This is a genomic window from Bradyrhizobium ferriligni, from assembly GCF_056837965.1.
This window is the reverse complement of sequence record NZ_JBXEJO010000095.1, coordinates 13854-30963: the sequence shown is the minus strand read 5'-3', so window position 1 is coordinate 30963 and position 17110 is coordinate 13854. Positions and strand designations below refer to the sequence as shown.

Below are 17110 nucleotides of genomic sequence, written 5' to 3'. Positions count from 1 at the left end.
GGGTTAGGGCGTAGCTGATGGCTCGCGCAAACCCATCCTGGTGGACGGTACGCAGACTGAACGATGCCGATCCCGTCAATGCGTATGCAGGGCGTCGTAGGCGTGGGCAAAAAACACAGCGGCGCTGAGGAGCAGCAGCACGACAATGGTCGCTTCCATCATGACACTTCCCCATTATTGTTTGGGAGAGGTGGTAGCGGTCAATTGTTTCCGCCCGGTTTCGTCCGCTGATGAAAATGGTTTCGTGGCTGCCGTCGCACGCTGGTGCGGGGGCGTCCAAATGATGGCGCGCTCGGAGAGATTCGAACTCCCCACCCTCGGAATCGAAATCCGATTTACTATCAGTTAGGTCAATGGCTTAGCTGCACCGTGTTGCGCTGGCGTTGTAGGTAGCTATGGGATTGTGATCCAGAACCTTCTGCTATCACCGCGCCCGGGGAGGATCGCGGTGTGCGGTGCCACCGACTCGCCTGGCCAGATCTTCCGTGTTGGTCTTGTAACTCCAAGCGTCTTGCTCAGTTGCGCGATTTAACTCGGCCCGCGTGGGTGGCCGAGGGCTACGGACCTGAGATGTTGGAAGGTCTGACCACTACGAGGGATCATCTTCTCGCGCTGGCCGAAATCTGCGACGTGGCCCTAACCCGGTGCTTCCTTGTGGTCGAGCGCATGGGCTACAGCCCGGACAACCCGCCGCCGGACCGCACGCAACACTGATCGCTCGGAGCCCGCCGGTTTAGACCGGCGGGTTTTCCCTTGGCGCAATTTCCATTTTTCCGGGTGGCCGGGCGCGGCGCGCGCTATGTTCGGCCATGGCTTTCACCGCCTCATCTTCGTCGGCGCAAAAAGCGATGCTTCGCCGATCGGCAAACACGAGCCACTGGCGAAGGCCAACTTCCCTGATGACGTACTCGGTCATTTTCGAGCGTCCTACAGCGAGTAGACTGCATCTTAGGCAAGCGACCTTGCTGTTCCATTAATCAGAATCCGCCGCCCTCACAAATACACGCCCGGCGGCGTTTTCTTCCTGAACTGGGACGCTGAAATCCCCAGTGTCACTTAGACTGCATGGGTCATGCCGGTTGGCGTCGACGTCACTCTCTGCTTCTCAGAATTCCGCTGCTGGCGGGCAAGCCTACGATAGTGGATATACTGTCGTATCCAGTGGGCCAGATCGGCGGATCGGCGCAGATGGGCATGCCGCAAAACCTGGTCGATGTCCTGGAATTGAATGCCTGTCTCTTCCTGCATTGCTTTACCCCGGAAACTTTCACGCACACGATGGTGGGCGCGCTTTGTTTCACGCTCGCTTCTAGGTGTCGCGAATGATGTTTCGTTCACGCCGAGGTGTTGAGGCAGTTACGACCTTGCCATCCGGCGTGGTTCTGAGCCTGCGCCCATTAGGGCAGGTTAGATCGGATATCGCACGAGACGTGAAGGGAGCCGTCGCTGCAGAAAGGATCCGCGAGACTCACCGCAAATCGGGCACAGATACTTTTTGTCTGTAGGCGGTGTTGGCGACGCCATTAGGCAAACCCTTGAAAATGCGCCCGCCGTGTCCGTGATGGTTTGTCCCGGCGGCCACGATCTCGGGAATAAGGGAGAGAGGGCTGGCGGGCAGGGCCGCATTGGCGAGCCGTCCGGGTTTAGCTAAATGCGATGACAAGCAGGCCCGAGCACAGCAGCACAAGGCAGGTTGCGATTAGTGCGAGGAGCCCGCCGGACACGAAGTCATGATTACGCATGATACACCTCCCTGTCGCGGAGGGAGGCTGGTCCGAATTTATTAAAGATTTCGGAATCGTTTTTGCGTTTCGGTCCTAGCCAGAATTAGGTCGGTTCAGTTGCGCCCGGCGCCTAGGCAAAATGCGAACGGAGGATGAACCGCCGTGTTGCGCGGAATGATTTGCAGTGGTCGGTAACGCGTTGATTTTGTTCAGAGCGAGTTGAGCTGGCTCGCAACACGAAAACGATCATTCAGAACGAAATGAGCGCGGCTTAAATTATTGATCTATCGGTAAAATCGTTGGCGCGCTCGGAGAGATTCGAACTCCCGACCCTCGGAATCGAAATCCGATGCTCTATCCAGCTGAGCTACGAGCGCGTTGCGGGTCGATTATCAGACTTGGGCGGGGAGGGCCAGCAGCCACGGAGCGCGGCACCCGGCGGTGTCCGCGCGTCCCGCCGGCCTTCTCCTTGAAGCCGTCAGAAGCAGGGATGCCGGCGGTGGTCCTGGCCGATATAGGCGGCCGCGCTCTGATAGCACTTGTTGTGCGCGGGGCCGTCGTAATAGGCGAAGCTGCCGGCAGTCGGGCCGGGGCCGTAATTGTGCAGATAGCTGATGTGGTAGGGCAGGCCCCAATGCGCGTGGTGGTGATGCCGGTGGTGGCGCGGATGGGCCGTGAGGTCGGCCGCGGCCGCCGGGGTCAGGGCCATCACGGCCAGCGCGAGGGCGGCGAAAAGCTTGGTCTTGGTCATGGACGGCCTCCGGGCATTTACGGGAATCGGCATTCTGGGCCGCCCCAACGCCCATTTAACCCGGAATCGGGGCCAAAAGCTGCGGGAAATCAGCCACAGCGCGCCAAATTTTGCCTTTTTGCGGATGCTTAACGGATTGCCAACACAGTCCGGCCAGAGTCTTGCGGTCAGGTCCGCCCGGGCCCGGCCTTTCCCGCGGTTTCGAACGATCCATGCGCATCACGCCCCTTGTCGCCTTGCTGCTCTCGGTTCTGGCCGCGACACCCGCGCGGGCGGTGCTGCACATCACGCGCGACCATGGCGGCTATGTCGAGGAGTACAAGGCCAAGTACAAGCAGATACGTGAGCGCCGCGAGCGCGTCGTGATCGACGGCATCTGCAACTCGGCCTGCACGCTGGTGTTCGGCATCGTGCCGCTGAACAAGATCTGCGTCACACCGCGGGCCAGCATCGGCTTCCACCAGGCCTATTACGACAAGGCCTTCACCTTCGGTATCAAGGTCACCAGCCTCGAGGGTACCTCCGACCTGATGTCCTACTACCCCGATACGGTGAAGGACTGGATCCGCCGCAATGGCGGGCTCACCACCGAGATGAAGAAGATCAAGAACGGGGTCGATCTCTGGAAGATCGTCGATCCCTGTCCGGAAGAGTGGTAGGCGCCGACGCTCTCGCGCCCCGAACCTCCTTGCTCAGGTCTTTGTTTCAAGTCTTAGGGCTTCAGGCCTTGGGGTTTCAAGTCTTGGAATTCAGGTCTTGGGCCTGACGTCGCCATCCGACACCAGCAGCACGGACGCCTTCGACTTGCCGAGCACGGCCGCGGCGATGCTGCCGAAATTCAGGCTGTCGCCCTGGATGCGGTCGACGCCGATCACGACAAGGTCGGCCCGGCTTGACGCGATCTCCTGCAGGATCGCGACCTCGGGTGCGGTATTGGCGCGCAGCCTCGTCGTCACGTTGATGTCGTAGCGCGCCGCGGTCGCGGCGATGTCCTTCAGGATCGCTTCCTCATGCGCCAGCGACATGCTGGGGCTGGTGCGGCGGGCGCCCTTGTCGCGCGTGGTCGAGACGTAGACCACCTGCAGCGGCTCGCTCGAGAGGCGCGCCAGCGCGATCGCGACCTCGGCGCCGCGCCGCGAGACGTTGCTGCCCGAGACCGGCACCAGGATCTTCCGCGCATTCGCCGTCGGCTCCTTCTCGTGCACGCCCTTGGCGGCCGCGATCGCCAGCGGGCCGTCGAAGCCGGAGGCGAGGTCGTCGAGCCGCCTGTCGAAGCCGCCATCGGGGCCGGCGACCGCGTCCATGCCGACCACCAGCAGGTCGAAGCCCTTTCTGGCTTCCTCGGCGATCGCCTCCGCCGCCGTCTCCTCGCGGGCGCGGCTGATGACGTCGACATTGCCGCCGCCGCCGTCGGCATCGGCTTTGGCGCTCGCCTTGGCCGCGTTGATGACCGCCGCCTCGGGGCTCTCTGCATCGGCGCGGTTCTGCTCCTGCAGCTTGGCGTTGGCGCCGACATGCAGCACCGTGATCGGCAGACCGCGCCCGCCGGCGAGCTGGCCGGCGAGATGCGCGGCGAATGTCGCATTGCTGCTCTCGTCGACCGCGAGCAGCAGCCGCTCGAGATTGGCGACGAAGCCGCGCTGCTCATATTCCTCGCGCTCCAGCCGCTCCTTTTCGTCCTTGCCGAGCGGCAGCCGCGCCAGCGCGCTGCGCAGCATCGGCGGCATCGCCATCGTGGTCAGGATCGCCATGGTCACGATCATCGAGAACATGGTCTGGCTCAACATCCCCATCGACAGGCCGATGGTGGCGATGATCACCTCGGTCGAGCCGCGTGCATTCATGCCGCTCGCCAGCGCATAGGATTCCGGCCGGGTCAGCCCGCCCAGCGCGCCGCCGACAAAGGCGCCGCCGAACTTGCCGGTGCTCGCGATCAGGACCAGCGCCGCGGTCAGCCCCAGCACCGACGGATCCTTCAGCACCGTGAGGTCAGCGCTGAGGCCGGCGAGCCCGAAGAACACCGGCATGAACAGGCTCGAGATCAGCCCGCGCAGCCGCTCGTCGATCTGCCGGGTCAGGATCGGGGATTCCCCGACCAGCACGCCGGCGATGAAGGCGCCGAGCACGGTGTGCACGCCGATCAGGTGCGTGATCATCGCCATCCCGCTCATCAACAGCAGGATCACGGTGATCACCGCCGCCGAAGAGACCAGATGGTCGTTGGCCCAGCGGATCAGCCGGAATACCAGCCGCCGGCCGATCGTGAAGCTGACCGCGAGGAAGGCCAGGGTGCCGAACAGCGCCTGCGCGACCGAGAGCAGGTCGAGGCTGCCGCGCGAGGCGAGGCTGAAGATGACGGCGATGATGATCCAGCCGAGGGTGTCGTCGATGATCGCGCTGGCGACGATGATCTGGCCGACATTGCGGCGCATGAAGTTCATCTCGCGCACCACGACGGCGACGATCTTCACCGAGGAGATCGACAGCGCGGTACCGAGAAACAGCGATGCGATCAGCCGCGCTTCGGGGTGCGGCAGCAGGCCGTCGGGGAGGAATTCGCCGAGCACGAAGCCGCAGACAAACGGCACCGCGATGCCCGCCACCGAGATCGTGGTCGCGGCGCGGCCGACCTTGCGCACCAGCTTGAGGTCGGTGTCCATGCCCGTCAGCAGCAACAGGAGCAGGATGCCGAACTGCGCAATGCCGTCGATCAGCGCCTTCTGCTCGCCGGACGGCGGAAAGATCACGCTATGCGCCGACGGCCACAGCCAGCCGAACAGCGATGGTCCAAGCAGCAGGCCGCCGAGCAGTTCGCCGATCACGGAGGGCTGGCCGATCCGCTGCATCAATTCGCCGAGGCCGCGCCCGACCGCGATCAGGAGCGCGATCTGGGCGAGCAGAATGAACTCGGATGGCTTGCTCGCCTTGTCGCCCTCGGCGTCGGCTGCCGTGATACTCACGAGCAGGATGACGGTCGCCCAAATCGCCGGTTGAAGCCGCCCCCAGCGGATCACCATGGCATCTCCGATTTCCAATTCCAGCGCGGCTCGGCCCGCTTGCCGCATGCGGTCAACGCCGGGGTTCCGAAAGTGATCCACTGGGTCAGATTTTGGAACGGAGGCACCCGCGGTTCGTTTCGCTCATGATGCGTTCATCCTGGTAATGCGAATGTCTCCATGAGCGAGCCTGGCCGCCGGAGCGGCTGCGGCGCAGCTCGCGCGAACGGGAGGCTGCGATGGCAACCAGATCCAATCTTTCGAAGGCTGAACTCGCGCGTAGCGTTGCCGGCGCCACATCGGCATTGGTGCTTAGCGCGCTCGTCCTGTTCGTCGCCGCGCATCACCTGAGCGGCGGGTAGACAGGCGGCGCGTGCCGCACCGATCCATCAAAGCAGGAAGGTCCCGATCAGGAGGCCGGCCGCAAATGCCCAAAGCCCGAGGGTGCAGGCCGATATGACGCGGACGAGATTGCGCAGATCCACGTCCTGCCAGCTGCTATGGGACCGATACGTCAATTGCAGGCACCCCCTGCGGTGGCCGCCTTGCTTCCTGGCCCGACAGCCTGTTCCCGATAGGTGCCCAAATGAAGGCAGCCAATGGTGGCGCCCGATCACGCATTTGCGAGGCGCCGCCTCAAAGCGCCCGGTATTGCCTTCCGGTATTGCCTTCCTGCCGGCGAAATGATGCCTGTGCGGATCAGGCTGCCCGGCGCTTGCGGGTCCGCGCGGCCTTCTTGGCCGAGCGCGACCGCTCCGCCGCGGGGCGGCTCGCGGCCGCCTTGCCGCCGAGCTTGCCGCCCTTGCGCGACGGCGAATGATCCTCGCGCGTGCCGCGGCCGGAGCCGCTCTTCTTGCCGCCGTGGGTCTCCTTGTTGACGGTCGCCCATGCGCGCCGCCCGGCCTCGCGGCCCGAAATGCCGCGCTGCTCGTAGCCTTCCTCGATGTGCTCGGCCTGCCGCTTCTGCTTGTCGGTGTAGCTCGACTTGTCGCCTCTGGGCATCGCGCTCTCCTGTCTATTTTGATCGAGACGTCCGCGGGACTTCGCCTGGGTCGTCGTCCGGCTCGACGACCTCGAATCTGGACCGACTGAAGCGGCCCAATCCGCTGAGCTCGTAATAGCCGTCACGTTCGATATCCCTTGTCACCTCGTAGACGCGCCCCAGCGAGAGCGTGTCCCGCTGCAACGTGTTGTCGACGCAGCGAACGTGAAAAATCTTGCCGGTTTCGGCCATGCGCTCATCCTGAATTGTTGGTCTGGTTCGGCGTTACTTATCGCGCAACGTCACCATCGCAATCGGTGTGCCGATCACGAAATTTCGTTCGGCAATTTCCATTCGGGCGCCGGCTCGCAGACTTCGCTGTCGCCGGGAATTTGCTTCATGTGATAGCCGGCTGGCAGCACCTGGCCCGGAGCCTCATCCGCGACCGGAACATCGAAGACCAGCCCGGAGACCAGTGCATGTTCCCACGCCTGCTTCTCCGTCGGAAAAGCCTTGTCGATTTGTTTGTCGCGATCGAACAGTGCGTAGGGCATCTGGCATCCTCGAGCATTGGCCTGGCGCAGGCGGCTCGCCTGTCGCTCGCCCGATATGTCGAAAACGTCCGTTGCTGACCGGTGTTCCTAAATTCGCCCGCCAGCCGCGAAGGCCGGGCCGCTACCTTGCATGATATCGCTGAGATATTTCGCCGGTGGCTTGCCGAGCGCCTTCTTGAACATGGTGATGAAGGCTGTGACCGACTCATAGCCGAGTGCGGACGAGACCTGCTGAACGCTCGCGCCGGCGGAGAGCTCGCGCAATGCGACGATCAAATGAAGTTGCTGGCGCCAGCGCCCGAACGTCAGGCCGGTTTCTCTCAGGATGAGACGCGCCAGACTGCTCTCGCTCAGCGCCACGCGTTCGGCCCATTCGGCCATCGTGCGGCGATCGGCCGGATCGTCGGCGAGCGCTGCCGCGATCCGTCGCAAGCGTGGCTCGAGCGAGATCGGCAGATGCAGCTGCTGCAGCGGCATGCGCGGCAATTCGCTCAGCAGCAATTGCGCTACGAGCGTCTCGCTGCCGCCGTCGTGCTGCATGCGGTCGGAAAGCTCGATGATCAACTCGCGCAGCAACGGCGAGATCGACAATGTGCAGCAGCGGTCGGGCAGGTCGGCGGCACCGGGCTCGATGAAGACGAAGAAGATCCGCGCATTGGCGGTTGCAATATTGGTGTGGCGCGTGCCGCCGGGAAGCCAGACGCCGCAATGCGGCGGCACCATCCACAACCCGTTCGGAACGCGGCACATCACGCCGCCGCCGAGCGCAAAGACAAGCTGTCCCTTCCGGTGCGCGTGCTCGGCCGCCTCGACCTTGTTTTCGGTGACGTCGAGGCGCACGGCGATGGCCGCCGCCGCGACATCATCCGGATCAAGGTCCGGCCAAGGATAGCGAAGTTGAAAGCCCATAACGAAGCAGGAAACCCGTTGAGTGACCGAATTTAGAGATCAATAGACCAGATATGTAAATTCTTCCGACAGCCAAGTCGATAGCCTGGCGATGCAGATGGGCAGGAGCATGCGATGACGATGATTGCGCCGACGCGCTCGATGGGCGGGCAGGGGCTGTTGTTGACGGGGATCCTGCTGATCGCCTCGACGCTTCGCGCGCCCATTACCGGCGTGGCGCCGATGCTCGGCATGATCGGTGAGACCAGCGGGATCAGCGCGGCGGAGGCCGGGATCCTGACGACGCTGCCCTTGCTGGCATTCGCGGCGATCTCACCGGTTGCAGCTGTGCTCGGGCGCAAATGGGGCATCGAGCGGTCGCTGTTCGGTGCGCTGCTTGTCATCGCGGCCGGGATCGCGCTGCGCTCGTCCGGTCCGGTTTGGGCGCTGTTCACCGGGACCGCCACCATTGGTGCCGGAATCGCCGTTGGAAACGTGCTGCTGCCGAGCCTGCTCAAGCGCGACTTTCCGACCCGCATCGCCAGCCTGACCGGCGCTTACGCGATCACGTCCGCATTGGCCCAAGCGCTCGCATCTGTCGTGGCCATCCCGCTCGCCCAATTACCGGGATCGAACTGGCATCTCTCGCTTGCGAGCACGCTGATCTTTCCGTTGGTGGCGCTGATGGCCTGGGCACCCCAGCTGGGGACGCACGCGGCCGCGACGGTCGAGCCGGCCTCGTCGCCGCATCGCGGGCGCATCTGGCACTCGCTGCTCGCCTGGCAGGTGACCGGCTTCCTCGGCCTGACTTCGCTGGTGTTCTACATCATCGTCGGATGGTTGCCCGCCATCCTCGTGCAGGCAGGCTACCCGGCGGCGACGGCGGGTACGCTGCACGGTGTGCTGCAATTGGCGACCGCGGTCCCGGGCCTGATCCTCGGGCCGATGGTCCGGCGCGTGAAGGACCAGCGCGGCATCGCGATCGCCGTGTCGCTTGCGACCTGCATCTCGCTGCTGGGATTGTTGCAGCTTCCGGCGCTCGCAATGCTGTGGGTCGCGCTGTTCGGCTTCGGGGCGGGTGCCGCCTTCATCCTCGGCTTGACATTCGTCAGCCTGCGAACCTCGCACAGCCACCAGGCGGCCGCGCTGTCGGGCATGGCGCAGTGCTTCGGCTACTCGCTCGCCGCTGCGGGCCCGCCGCTTGCCGGACTGGCCCATGATGCGACCGGAGGCTGGGAGGTCGCGCTCGCGTGCTGCGCCGTCGCGACGGTGCTGATGGCAGTCCTGGGCGGATCAGCCGGCCGCGCGGCGACGATCTGATTGTCGTTCGATGCGGACATATCGCGAGCCAGATCCGGCTCGCGACAAGGCGTGGCCGAGGCCGGTCGGTTGTCTGCGCTGCAGGCCCGCGCTACAGAAGGCGGGAAGCCTCGCAAGCAAGAGCCAAGGGAAAAGTGTCGTTGAGGACATCTGCCAGCACGCGCATCGTGATCGGATCGACGCTCTTTGCCTTGGCGTCGAGTGCATTCCTTTTTCTGGTTCCTCCGAGTCCGATCGACAGGAACCTGTTGCGGGGTGCCTTCCGTCTTTACAAGGGATATGCGTATCTCATCCCCGTCAAATACGTGGACGGCACGCTCGAGACTGCCCGATTGTACGAAGACGACCGGCTTCTCGGCCCTGCGAACACCGCCCAGCAAGAGATCATCGACAAGGGCACCGGCCGATTCGCATTTTACCGGGACACCTGGAATTACTTCGGCCCGGCCTTGATGTTCTCGACCAGCGACAATACCGACCCGAACACGAACGGCAGGAAGTATCACCTCAGATGACGAACTGACCTGCGCTGTGTCCGGCTGTCGTCACGTCGTGCGTATCACGCCCAGCTCCTTCGACCGTTGGAGCAGAGCCGGCCGGTAAGGCGGCGAGGGATCGTCGTCGTCAGGGATGGCGCAATGGCCGAACTCCTGCTGGATGCGCTGGATTTCCATGACCCGATCGTTCAACCGCCGCAGATGTTCAAGCGATGTTGCCTTCCAGTAGCGGAAGGTATCGAACGTAATCGGCACGAAGGCGGTGCCGAACAGCGTTGGATCGGGCACGATGGTCCGCCCGAGCAGCAGGTAGCGATCCTGACCGACGATGACGAGGGTGGCATACGGCCGCCCTTCACTCACCCTGAGGCCCTTCAACGAAAGTTCGCACAGCTTGCTGAAATGGGGTTCCTCGCGCCAGCGGTCGGGATCATCGAGGTCAACCTGCACATTCAGCGCGTCGAGCCCGAAATGCGGCACCATACCCGCGGTCTCGGGAAACCAATCGTCATCGAGGTGGCCTTGCAGCCAGGCACAGCTGAATGACCGGCACTGCCGGGGACGCTCGTGGTAGATCTCGCATCCGCCGCCCGCCAGGATGTGGTTGCAGACCGTATTCATCGGCTTGCGGAGATCGGTCACCTCAAGCACCTTGCAGCAGAGGGTGCATGATCCACACTGCCTGACCGTCGGAGCCACGGGAAAGCCGAGCGCCCACGAGCCTTGTCGTTCGCGGAGGAGCAGCTTCTGCTTCTCCAAGGTGCTCAGTGCACGCTCGACCTTGAGGCGCGACAATCTGGTCACGCCGATAATATCTTTCGTCGTCGTCGCGCCGCTCTCGACCGCCCGAACGACGACCAACGCCACTTGATCCATTGTTTTTCTTCTTGTCCGACTCGTGGCCGGCTCTTCTTGTGCAGTGTTTTTGGCCGCCGGTATTCGGCGACGGTAGATTCCAGTGCAATCCGGAACGTGCCGCGACCGACGGCTGCGAGATTCTACCTAAGCGTATCGGTGAGGGCGGCATGTCGCATCCGATAAACGCGCATGGCATCCCTGAGGACAAATCGTCGTGATTGGCAGCGACAGGCGTTGGGTCCGCGAGCGTCTGCAAGGTCAGAGTGGTCTCGTGTCATCGGCAATGTCGCGAGAATGCGAATGTGTGGCTAGCAGACCGTGCAACACGTTCAGTGTCGTCCCTGCGAAAGCAGGGACCCATAACCACCGATGGTTATCGTTGAAGGCCGCTGGGGCGACGAGTCCCTTTCACAACATCCGCCGCGGAGTATGGGTCCCTGCTTTCGCAGGGACGACACTGTGGGCGAGGCGCCACCTGCTTACAGCCGCGGGCTCGCCCGCCACCCTCGTTAAATTCGCGATTGCTGGCTGCCTCATCTTCAGGCAATGACGGCCTGCAATGAACAAGAGCTTCGAGGAAACTGCCGCTCGTCTGGCGCCGGCGATCTTTGTCGTGCTGTGGAGCACCGGATTCATCGGCACCAAATACGTCATCAACAATGCGGAGCCGCTGACCTATCTGGCGATCCGGATGGCGTTCGTGGTGGTGGTGATGGCGGTCATCGCCGCGATCGCGCGGCCGAACTTTCCGGACCGGACAGGCATCTTCCACAGCGCGGTCGCCGGCATCCTGGTGCACGGCTTCTATCTCGGCGGCACCGCGATTGCGATCGCGCATTCGGTTCCGGCCGGGCTGTCGGCCTTGATCCCGGGCCTGCAGCCGATCCTGACCTCGACCATTGCCAACCGCTGGCTGGGCGAGCGCGTCACGCCGCTGCAATGGGGCGGGCTGGTGCTCGGCCTCGCCGGCGTCGTCTTGATCCTGCACAACCGGCCAATGACGGGCGAGGCGGGGTGGGGCTGGCTCGCCTCCGGCGTCTCGCTGATCAGCATTACGCTGGGCACGCTCTATCAACGGCGCTATTGCAACCGGATCGACTGGCGCGCCGGCAACCTGGTGCAGTACATCGCGGTCACGATCTTCTTCGGCATCGGCGCCTTTGTGTTCGAGACCAATGTCGTGCATTGGACCGGCGAGTTCGTGCTGGCGCTTGCCTGGCTGGTGTTCGCGCTGTCGATCGGCTCGATCGGGCTGTTGTACTGGCTGATCCGTCACCACGCCGCGACCTCGGTCGCGAGCCTGTTCTATCTGGTGCCGGCGGTGACCGCGCTGATGGCCTACATCCTGTTCGACGAGCGGTTGGATCATGTCGCCATCGCCGGCATGGCCGCCTGCGCCGCGGCGGTGCTGCTGGTCAATCGCCGCGCTTAGTCTTTGCGACGGATCTTCGCGTAAGCTGCAAGCGCGCGTTCGCGGCCCTTTTTGTGATCGACGATCGGCGGCGGGTAGGTCTTGCCGAGCTCGATGCCGGCGCTCGCCAGCTCGATCGGTGTTGCTGTCCAGGGCTGATGGATCAGGTCGTTGGAGAGCTGCGCGAGCTCCGGCACCCAGCGCCTGACATAGCCGCCGTCAGGATCGAATTTCTCGCCCTGCAGGACCGGATTGAAGACGCGGAAATAGGGCGCGGCATCGGCGCCGCAGCCCGCGACCCATTGCCAGTTGACCGGGTTGGAGCCGGCATCGGCATCGACCAGCGTATCCCAGAACCATTGTTCGCCTGTGCGCCAGTCGATCAGGAGGTGCTTGACCAGGAACGAGGCCGCCACCATCCGCACCCGGTTGTGCATCACGCCGCTGTGCCAGAGCTCGCGCATGCCGGCATCGACGATCGGATAGCCGGTGAGTCCGCGCTGCCACGCCTCCAAGGCAAGAGCGTTGCGCCTCCACCGAAAGGCATCGAACTGCTCCTGCAAGTTCCGATCCGCCATGTCGGGGACGTCGAACAGCAGATGGCGGCAGAATTCGCGCCAGCCGAGCTCGCTGAGGAACTTGTCGATGTCGCCGGCAAGGCGCGAGTCTTCCGCAGCGGCGAAGCGTGCCGCATGCCAGACCTGGCGCGGGCTGATCTCGCCGAAGCGCAGATGCGGCGACAGGCGCGAGGTGCCGTCGCGGTCGGGCCGGTCGCGGTCGCCGGCGTAGCCGCTGATCCCCTCGTCGAGGAATCGCTTCAGCTGCGCCTGCGCCGCGGCTTCACCCGGTGTCCAGGTCTCGCGCAGGCCGCCGGCCCAATCCGGCCTGTCAGGCTCGAGCTTCCAATCATTGAGGGCGTCGCTCGCGATGCCGCCGATGGATGTGAGTCTCTTCGGCGCCGGCAACGGCTTTGGCGGATCGCCGAGGCCTTGGACGCGCCGCCAGAACGGCGTGAACACGCGCAAGGCCCGGTTGTCTTTGTTGCGGATCGCCTTCGGTTCGACGAGCAGATCGCCGCGGAAAATTTGCGAGTCGATGCTGTCACTTGCGAGCGCGGCTTCGACTTCTCCGGCAACGGCCTGATGCGGCGCATGTGCGATGTCGTTCCAGAATACGGCGCGTGCGCCGATTTCGCGCGCCATCGTGGCGATCACCGACGCGGCCGGTCCGGTGCGCAGCACCAGCGATCCGCCTGCCATGGTGAAGCTCTTGCCAAGTGCGCGCAACGACTGCGCCAGCCACCAGCGCGTCGCACCCCCGAGCCGACGTACGGCCGGCGGCATCAATGCACGGCTCTCTTCGTCGCGCACATAGAGGCCGACGACCGGCGCGCCGCTTGCCGCCGCCTCATGCAACGCCGGGTGATCCGACAGCCGCAGATCGTCGCGAAACCAGACGATAACCGGCCGTGCGCGGGTCACCCGGACGCAGTGAGCCTGCCGTTACTTCGGCTGCGGCACGATGCGGATGTAGGGCTTCGGTTCTTTCCAGCCCTGCGGATAGATCGTCTTGGCCTCGTCGTTGCTGACCGAGCCTGCGATGATCACGTCCTCGCCCTGCTTCCAGTCGGCAGGGGTGGCGACGCGGTGCTTGGCGGTGAGTTGCAGCGAGTCGATGACGCGCAGGATCTCCTGGAAGTTCCGACCCGTGGTCATTGGATAGACCAGCACCAGCTTAATCTTCTTGTCGGGGCCGATGATGAAGACGTTGCGGACCGTTTGGTTATCCGCCGGCGTGCGGGTGAGGGGGTCGCCGGACGTCGAGGCAGGCAGCATCTCATAGAGCTTGGAGACGTTGAAGTCGGTGTCGGCGATCAGCGGATAGTTCGGGGCCGCCCCCTGCGTCTCCAGGATATCCTCGGCCCATTTGGCGTGGCGATCCGCGGGATCGACCGAAAGGCCGATCAGCTTGATGCCGCGCTTGTCGAATTCCGGTTTCAGCTTGGCGAGCGCGCCGAGCTCGGTCGTGCAGACCGGGGTGAAGTCCTTCGGATGGGAGAACAGCAGGGTCCAGCTGTTGCCGATCCAGTCGTGGAACTTGATCTTGCCCTCAGTGGTCTGGGCTTCGAAGTCCGGTGCGGTCGCGCCAATCGGAAGTGTCATGATTTTACCTCATCTCTCTGAAGTCACAGTGGAATTTGTATTTGAGGCTGTCTGTTCCAGTATAGGACGGGATAAGGCTTAAGTGAACGGGTTCTGAAAAAAGGTGAAACATTTCTCCTTGAGGGTGGAATTCCAAGCAACTTGTTTTGATCCGGATCCCTGCGGCGAAATATCAGCTGCGGCACAAAGGCTTGGAAATGCCCCGATAATGCCGCTTATCGTCGTCATCACGCCGGCCCCGGCTGCTATAGGACTGAACCGTGACGACGTTTAAATCGACCAAATAGCAACCATCTAAAAATCTCGGAACGCAAGTTCCGAATCGTTAACCACTCGTTTACGCCCGCATGGAAAAGCTGGCCTGAGATAGGAATTGAAAGCTCCCACAATGTCTACCCCAAGTACCAAGACCGCTGAGCCCCTCAGCGGTGCGTTGCATCCGTCCTGCCGCAAGACTGCCGCCCATGCGCTCACCATCGTGCGCGACGGTGTGATCACCGGCGAAGGCCCGACCACCAAGGGCCGCATCCATTTCTCCCGGTCGCTCGATGCCGATGACGCTGCCTGGTGCGCGCGCATCCTGACGGCGGCCGCGGTCGAGCATCAGCCGGTCAGCCGGGCCGAGATCGAGGCGCTGTTCGCGATCAACGAGGCCGCTGCCGAGCGCAGCGATGGCGGCCGGTTCGACGATCTGCTCGCCAAGGCGATCGCCCACCATGCCGCCTCCGAGTCCGGCCTGCCGGTGCCGCCGCGCACGGTGGCGCTGTCGCCCGACACCGAGATCGATCGCTGGGCGCCGAGGCAGGGCGCCAAGATGGACACCAAGGTCCTGGAGTGGATCGCGGGCCAGATGCGCGGTCAGCGTCGCACCGGCCGCGCGCTGGCGGCGATGGTGGCGACGCTGGTCGGCGCGACTGCGCTGCCGCTCGCGGCGCAGCTCCCCAACGTGTTCGACATCGGGATGATGTAAACCATCGTCCGGCGTGACTGGAATTCGAGCAGAGCGGCGGGGATCACTTCCCCGCCGTTTTCTGTTTGCCGCCGGTTTCCTCGAGCCCGAGCGTCCGCCCCGGAAACCCGGCCACGTCGAAATAGCGGGTCGAGAGCACGCGCTGGAATTTCAGCACCGTGCGCAGGCCGTTGGCCGACGCCTTCTTCGACATGATGGTGCCCTCGGCCATCTTCGGCACGATGCCGTTCGGCAGCGCCTCCGACATCACCCGGCCGATCAGGCCGCCATTGTTCGGCGCGCGCAGGCCGAGCAGCTGGGCCGCGGTCATGCCGACATCGGCGTTGCTGACCGGCAGCGGATCGACATAGCCCGCCTTGAAGTCGGGGCCGATCGCCGCGGTGAAGTTGAAGGTGTCGCCACGGCTGAAGCTGCCATGCATGCCCTGGCCCTGGCGCAGCACGGTGTCGGCGACCTGCACCGAGCAGTTGGCCGGGATCTCGCAGCCGCTCGACCAGGAGCGGAAATTGACCACGATCGACGGGTTCGGCGTCACCGCCTTGCCCTTCAGATTGAGGTTCGACATCGGCAGCGTGCCGGGGAAGGTGCCGAGCTTGTCGTCGACAAACAGGCCGCTGACATAGTCCTGCTCGAGCAGCGCCTTGATGACGCGGTCGGCGAGCTTCTTGTCGCGGTTCGGCAGATAGATCAGATCCGAGCCGCCATTGGTCGCAATCACGACGTCAGGCTTGGCTGGATCCTGGCCGAGCACGCCGTTGCCGGCCTTCGGGTGGGCATTGTCGGCGACCTTCGCGTTCTTGTCGTTGGGGTCGAACAGCGGCAGGTCCAGCGCCTTGGCGAGGTCGATCGCCACAAAGCCCATCGGCAGGAAATCCTTCGGCGTGTCGCTATAGGCGACCTTGGCCGAGGGGCTGGTCTTGCTCTCCTTCGAGATCGTCGAGAAGCCGTGGTCGGAGGAGATCATGATGTTGGTGTCGGCAGAGAGCCCGAGCTCGTCGAGCGCCTTGCGGAGCTGGGCGAGGTTGTTGTCGGCGTTCCTGATGCCGGCCATCGAGGTCGGGCCGTTGATACCGGGGGTGATGGCGTTGAGGCTGTCGCCGGTGTTGTGCTGGCTGCCGTCCGGATCGCGCGACCAGAACACCAGCACGAACGGCTTGTTGCGCGCCTTGAACATCGGCAGCACGACCTTGGTCGCGACATCGGCCATGTAGGCCTGCTGGGCGACGTTGGCGACGGTGGTGCCGGGTGTCTTGGCGTCGCCCGCCTTGGCGTTGTCGCCGCGGCTCGGGGTGGCGAGCGGCAGGCCGGCCTTGATCAGGGCATCCTTCATCTCGTCGGAGAGCGGCACGCCGGTCTTGCCGCCGGTGGAATCGTCGACCACGATCGTGTTCTTGCCGCGATCGGTGTGGTCGAACAGCAGGGTCGGGCCGACCTTGCCGATGGCGGCGGTGCTGAAACCCTGGCCGCGGGCCATCTTCAGCAGCGTCTCCTCGTTGAGGTAGTCGCCGTTAAAGTGATCGTCGACGTCGGCGAGCACCGCGTCGTTCTCGATGAAGGGGACCACGGTGTCGCCGGCGGGCACCGAGGTGTAGCCGGTATAGATCGTGTTGGAGAAGGTGCCGGTGTCGCCGAGATAATGGCCGGTCGACAGCGCCGAGCTGTTCGCCATCGTGAAGGTCGGGAACAGAGAGTGCGAATTCTTGAAATTGACGCCCTTGTCGCGGATCTCGGCCATCGCCGGCGCCGTCTCCGGCGTCACGATGCCGCCGCGCAGGCCGTCGGGGACGAACAGGATGAGGTTGCGGGGCTTGGCGTTCTGTGCCGAGGCGGCGCCCGCCGAAAGCGCGATCATGCTCGCGGACAGTAAGGTAATGGCACGACGCATATTGTTATTCCCCCTGATGAAGCCCCGCGGCAGCCCGCCGCAGCCCTCGTTTAGTTTTGCCATATGACAGAAATGTTACAGCGCTTGTTCGGCGCTGTAACGGCCGGATTTT

At 63.9% G+C, this 17110-nt stretch carries 17 protein-coding genes and 1 tRNA gene; 6 read left to right on the top strand and 12 right to left on the bottom strand.

Going from position 1 to position 17110, the window contains the following annotated elements:
- Positions 1-733 precede the first annotated feature (733 nt).
- The 3 genes from AC1VNY_RS37895 to AC1VNY_RS37885 form a co-directional block, all read right to left on the bottom strand.
- Complete coding sequence (locus tag AC1VNY_RS37895) at positions 734-916, bottom strand: hypothetical protein (RefSeq protein WP_482408988.1); 183 nt, start codon at positions 914-916, stop codon at positions 734-736.
- A gap of 1108 nt (positions 917-2024) precedes the next feature.
- Positions 2025-2101, bottom strand: a tRNA-Arg gene (locus AC1VNY_RS37890).
- A gap of 101 nt (positions 2102-2202) precedes the next feature.
- Positions 2203-2475, bottom strand: a complete 273-nt coding sequence (locus AC1VNY_RS37885; RefSeq protein WP_038385860.1) for a hypothetical protein — start codon at positions 2473-2475, stop codon at positions 2203-2205.
- A gap of 212 nt (positions 2476-2687) precedes the next feature.
- Between AC1VNY_RS37885 and AC1VNY_RS37880 the strand changes: the two genes are divergently transcribed.
- Positions 2688-3134 carry a hypothetical protein gene (locus AC1VNY_RS37880; protein ID WP_018272072.1) on the top strand — a complete coding sequence of 149 codons (447 nt, stop codon included), beginning with the start codon at positions 2688-2690 and terminating at the stop codon, positions 3132-3134.
- 90 nt (positions 3135-3224) lie between these two features.
- On the opposite strand, the gene AC1VNY_RS37875 is transcribed toward AC1VNY_RS37880, so the two are convergent.
- A complete protein-coding gene (locus tag AC1VNY_RS37875) occupies positions 3225-5492 on the bottom strand; it encodes a cation:proton antiporter domain-containing protein (protein ID WP_482408987.1) in 2268 nt (755 codons plus the stop codon).
- 218 nt (positions 5493-5710) lie between these two features.
- Between AC1VNY_RS37875 and AC1VNY_RS37870 the strand changes: the two genes are divergently transcribed.
- Complete coding sequence (locus AC1VNY_RS37870) at positions 5711-5833, top strand: hypothetical protein (RefSeq protein WP_256438759.1); 123 nt, start codon at positions 5711-5713, stop codon at positions 5831-5833.
- Between the two features lie 337 nt (positions 5834-6170).
- Here AC1VNY_RS37870 and AC1VNY_RS37865 read toward each other — a convergent pair whose 3' ends face one another.
- From AC1VNY_RS37865 to AC1VNY_RS37850, 4 genes are all read right to left on the bottom strand, one after another.
- Positions 6171-6473 (bottom strand): plasmid stabilization protein, encoded by a 303-nt coding sequence (locus AC1VNY_RS37865; RefSeq protein WP_482408986.1) that lies wholly within the window; start codon positions 6471-6473, stop codon positions 6171-6173.
- A gap of 13 nt (positions 6474-6486) precedes the next feature.
- Positions 6487-6705 (bottom strand): hypothetical protein, encoded by a 219-nt coding sequence (locus AC1VNY_RS37860; RefSeq protein WP_038385853.1) that lies wholly within the window; start codon positions 6703-6705, stop codon positions 6487-6489.
- Positions 6706-6779: 74 nt separating this feature from the next.
- A complete protein-coding gene (locus AC1VNY_RS37855) occupies positions 6780-7007 on the bottom strand; it encodes a hypothetical protein (RefSeq protein WP_028339229.1) in 228 nt (75 codons plus the stop codon).
- Positions 7008-7094: 87 nt separating this feature from the next.
- The gene (locus tag AC1VNY_RS37850; protein ID WP_482408985.1) at positions 7095-7916 is read right to left on the bottom strand and encodes an AraC family transcriptional regulator; all 822 of its coding nucleotides are present in this window, start codon (positions 7914-7916) and stop codon (positions 7095-7097) included.
- Positions 7917-8030: 114 nt separating this feature from the next.
- Here AC1VNY_RS37850 and AC1VNY_RS37845 point away from each other — a divergent pair, with 114 nt between their 5' ends.
- Both AC1VNY_RS37845 and AC1VNY_RS37840 read left to right on the top strand, forming a co-directional pair.
- Positions 8031-9215: an MFS transporter gene (locus tag AC1VNY_RS37845; RefSeq protein WP_482408984.1), complete on the top strand. Its 1185-nt coding sequence runs from the start codon at positions 8031-8033 to the stop codon at positions 9213-9215.
- A 140-nt stretch (positions 9216-9355) separates the two neighbouring features.
- Entirely contained in the window at positions 9356-9730 is a 375-nt protein-coding gene (locus AC1VNY_RS37840) for a hypothetical protein (protein WP_482408983.1), read from the top strand.
- A gap of 30 nt (positions 9731-9760) precedes the next feature.
- On the opposite strand, the gene AC1VNY_RS37835 is transcribed toward AC1VNY_RS37840, so the two are convergent.
- The gene (locus tag AC1VNY_RS37835; RefSeq protein WP_482408982.1) at positions 9761-10588 is read right to left on the bottom strand and encodes a YkgJ family cysteine cluster protein; all 828 of its coding nucleotides are present in this window, start codon (positions 10586-10588) and stop codon (positions 9761-9763) included.
- A gap of 541 nt (positions 10589-11129) precedes the next feature.
- Between AC1VNY_RS37835 and AC1VNY_RS37830 the strand changes: the two genes are divergently transcribed.
- Positions 11130-12002, top strand: a complete 873-nt coding sequence (locus tag AC1VNY_RS37830) for a DMT family transporter (protein WP_482408981.1) — start codon at positions 11130-11132, stop codon at positions 12000-12002.
- On the opposite strand, the gene AC1VNY_RS37825 is transcribed toward AC1VNY_RS37830, so the two are convergent.
- Positions 11999-13462, bottom strand: a complete 1464-nt coding sequence (locus tag AC1VNY_RS37825; RefSeq protein WP_482408980.1) for a cryptochrome/photolyase family protein — start codon at positions 13460-13462, stop codon at positions 11999-12001. The two genes, AC1VNY_RS37830 and AC1VNY_RS37825, sit on opposite strands and share 4 nt — an antisense overlap.
- Positions 13463-13483: 21 nt before the next feature.
- Complete coding sequence (locus AC1VNY_RS37820) at positions 13484-14143, bottom strand: peroxiredoxin (protein WP_016844449.1); 660 nt, start codon at positions 14141-14143, stop codon at positions 13484-13486.
- 388 nt (positions 14144-14531) lie between these two features.
- Here AC1VNY_RS37820 and AC1VNY_RS37815 point away from each other — a divergent pair, with 388 nt between their 5' ends.
- Positions 14532-15113 carry a hypothetical protein gene (locus AC1VNY_RS37815; RefSeq protein ID WP_026192875.1) on the top strand — a complete coding sequence of 194 codons (582 nt, stop codon included), beginning with the start codon at positions 14532-14534 and terminating at the stop codon, positions 15111-15113.
- A gap of 43 nt (positions 15114-15156) precedes the next feature.
- On the opposite strand, the gene AC1VNY_RS37810 is transcribed toward AC1VNY_RS37815, so the two are convergent.
- Complete coding sequence (locus AC1VNY_RS37810; RefSeq protein ID WP_482408979.1) at positions 15157-16998, bottom strand: alkaline phosphatase family protein; 1842 nt, start codon at positions 16996-16998, stop codon at positions 15157-15159.
- Between the last annotated feature and the right edge of the window lie 112 nt (positions 16999-17110).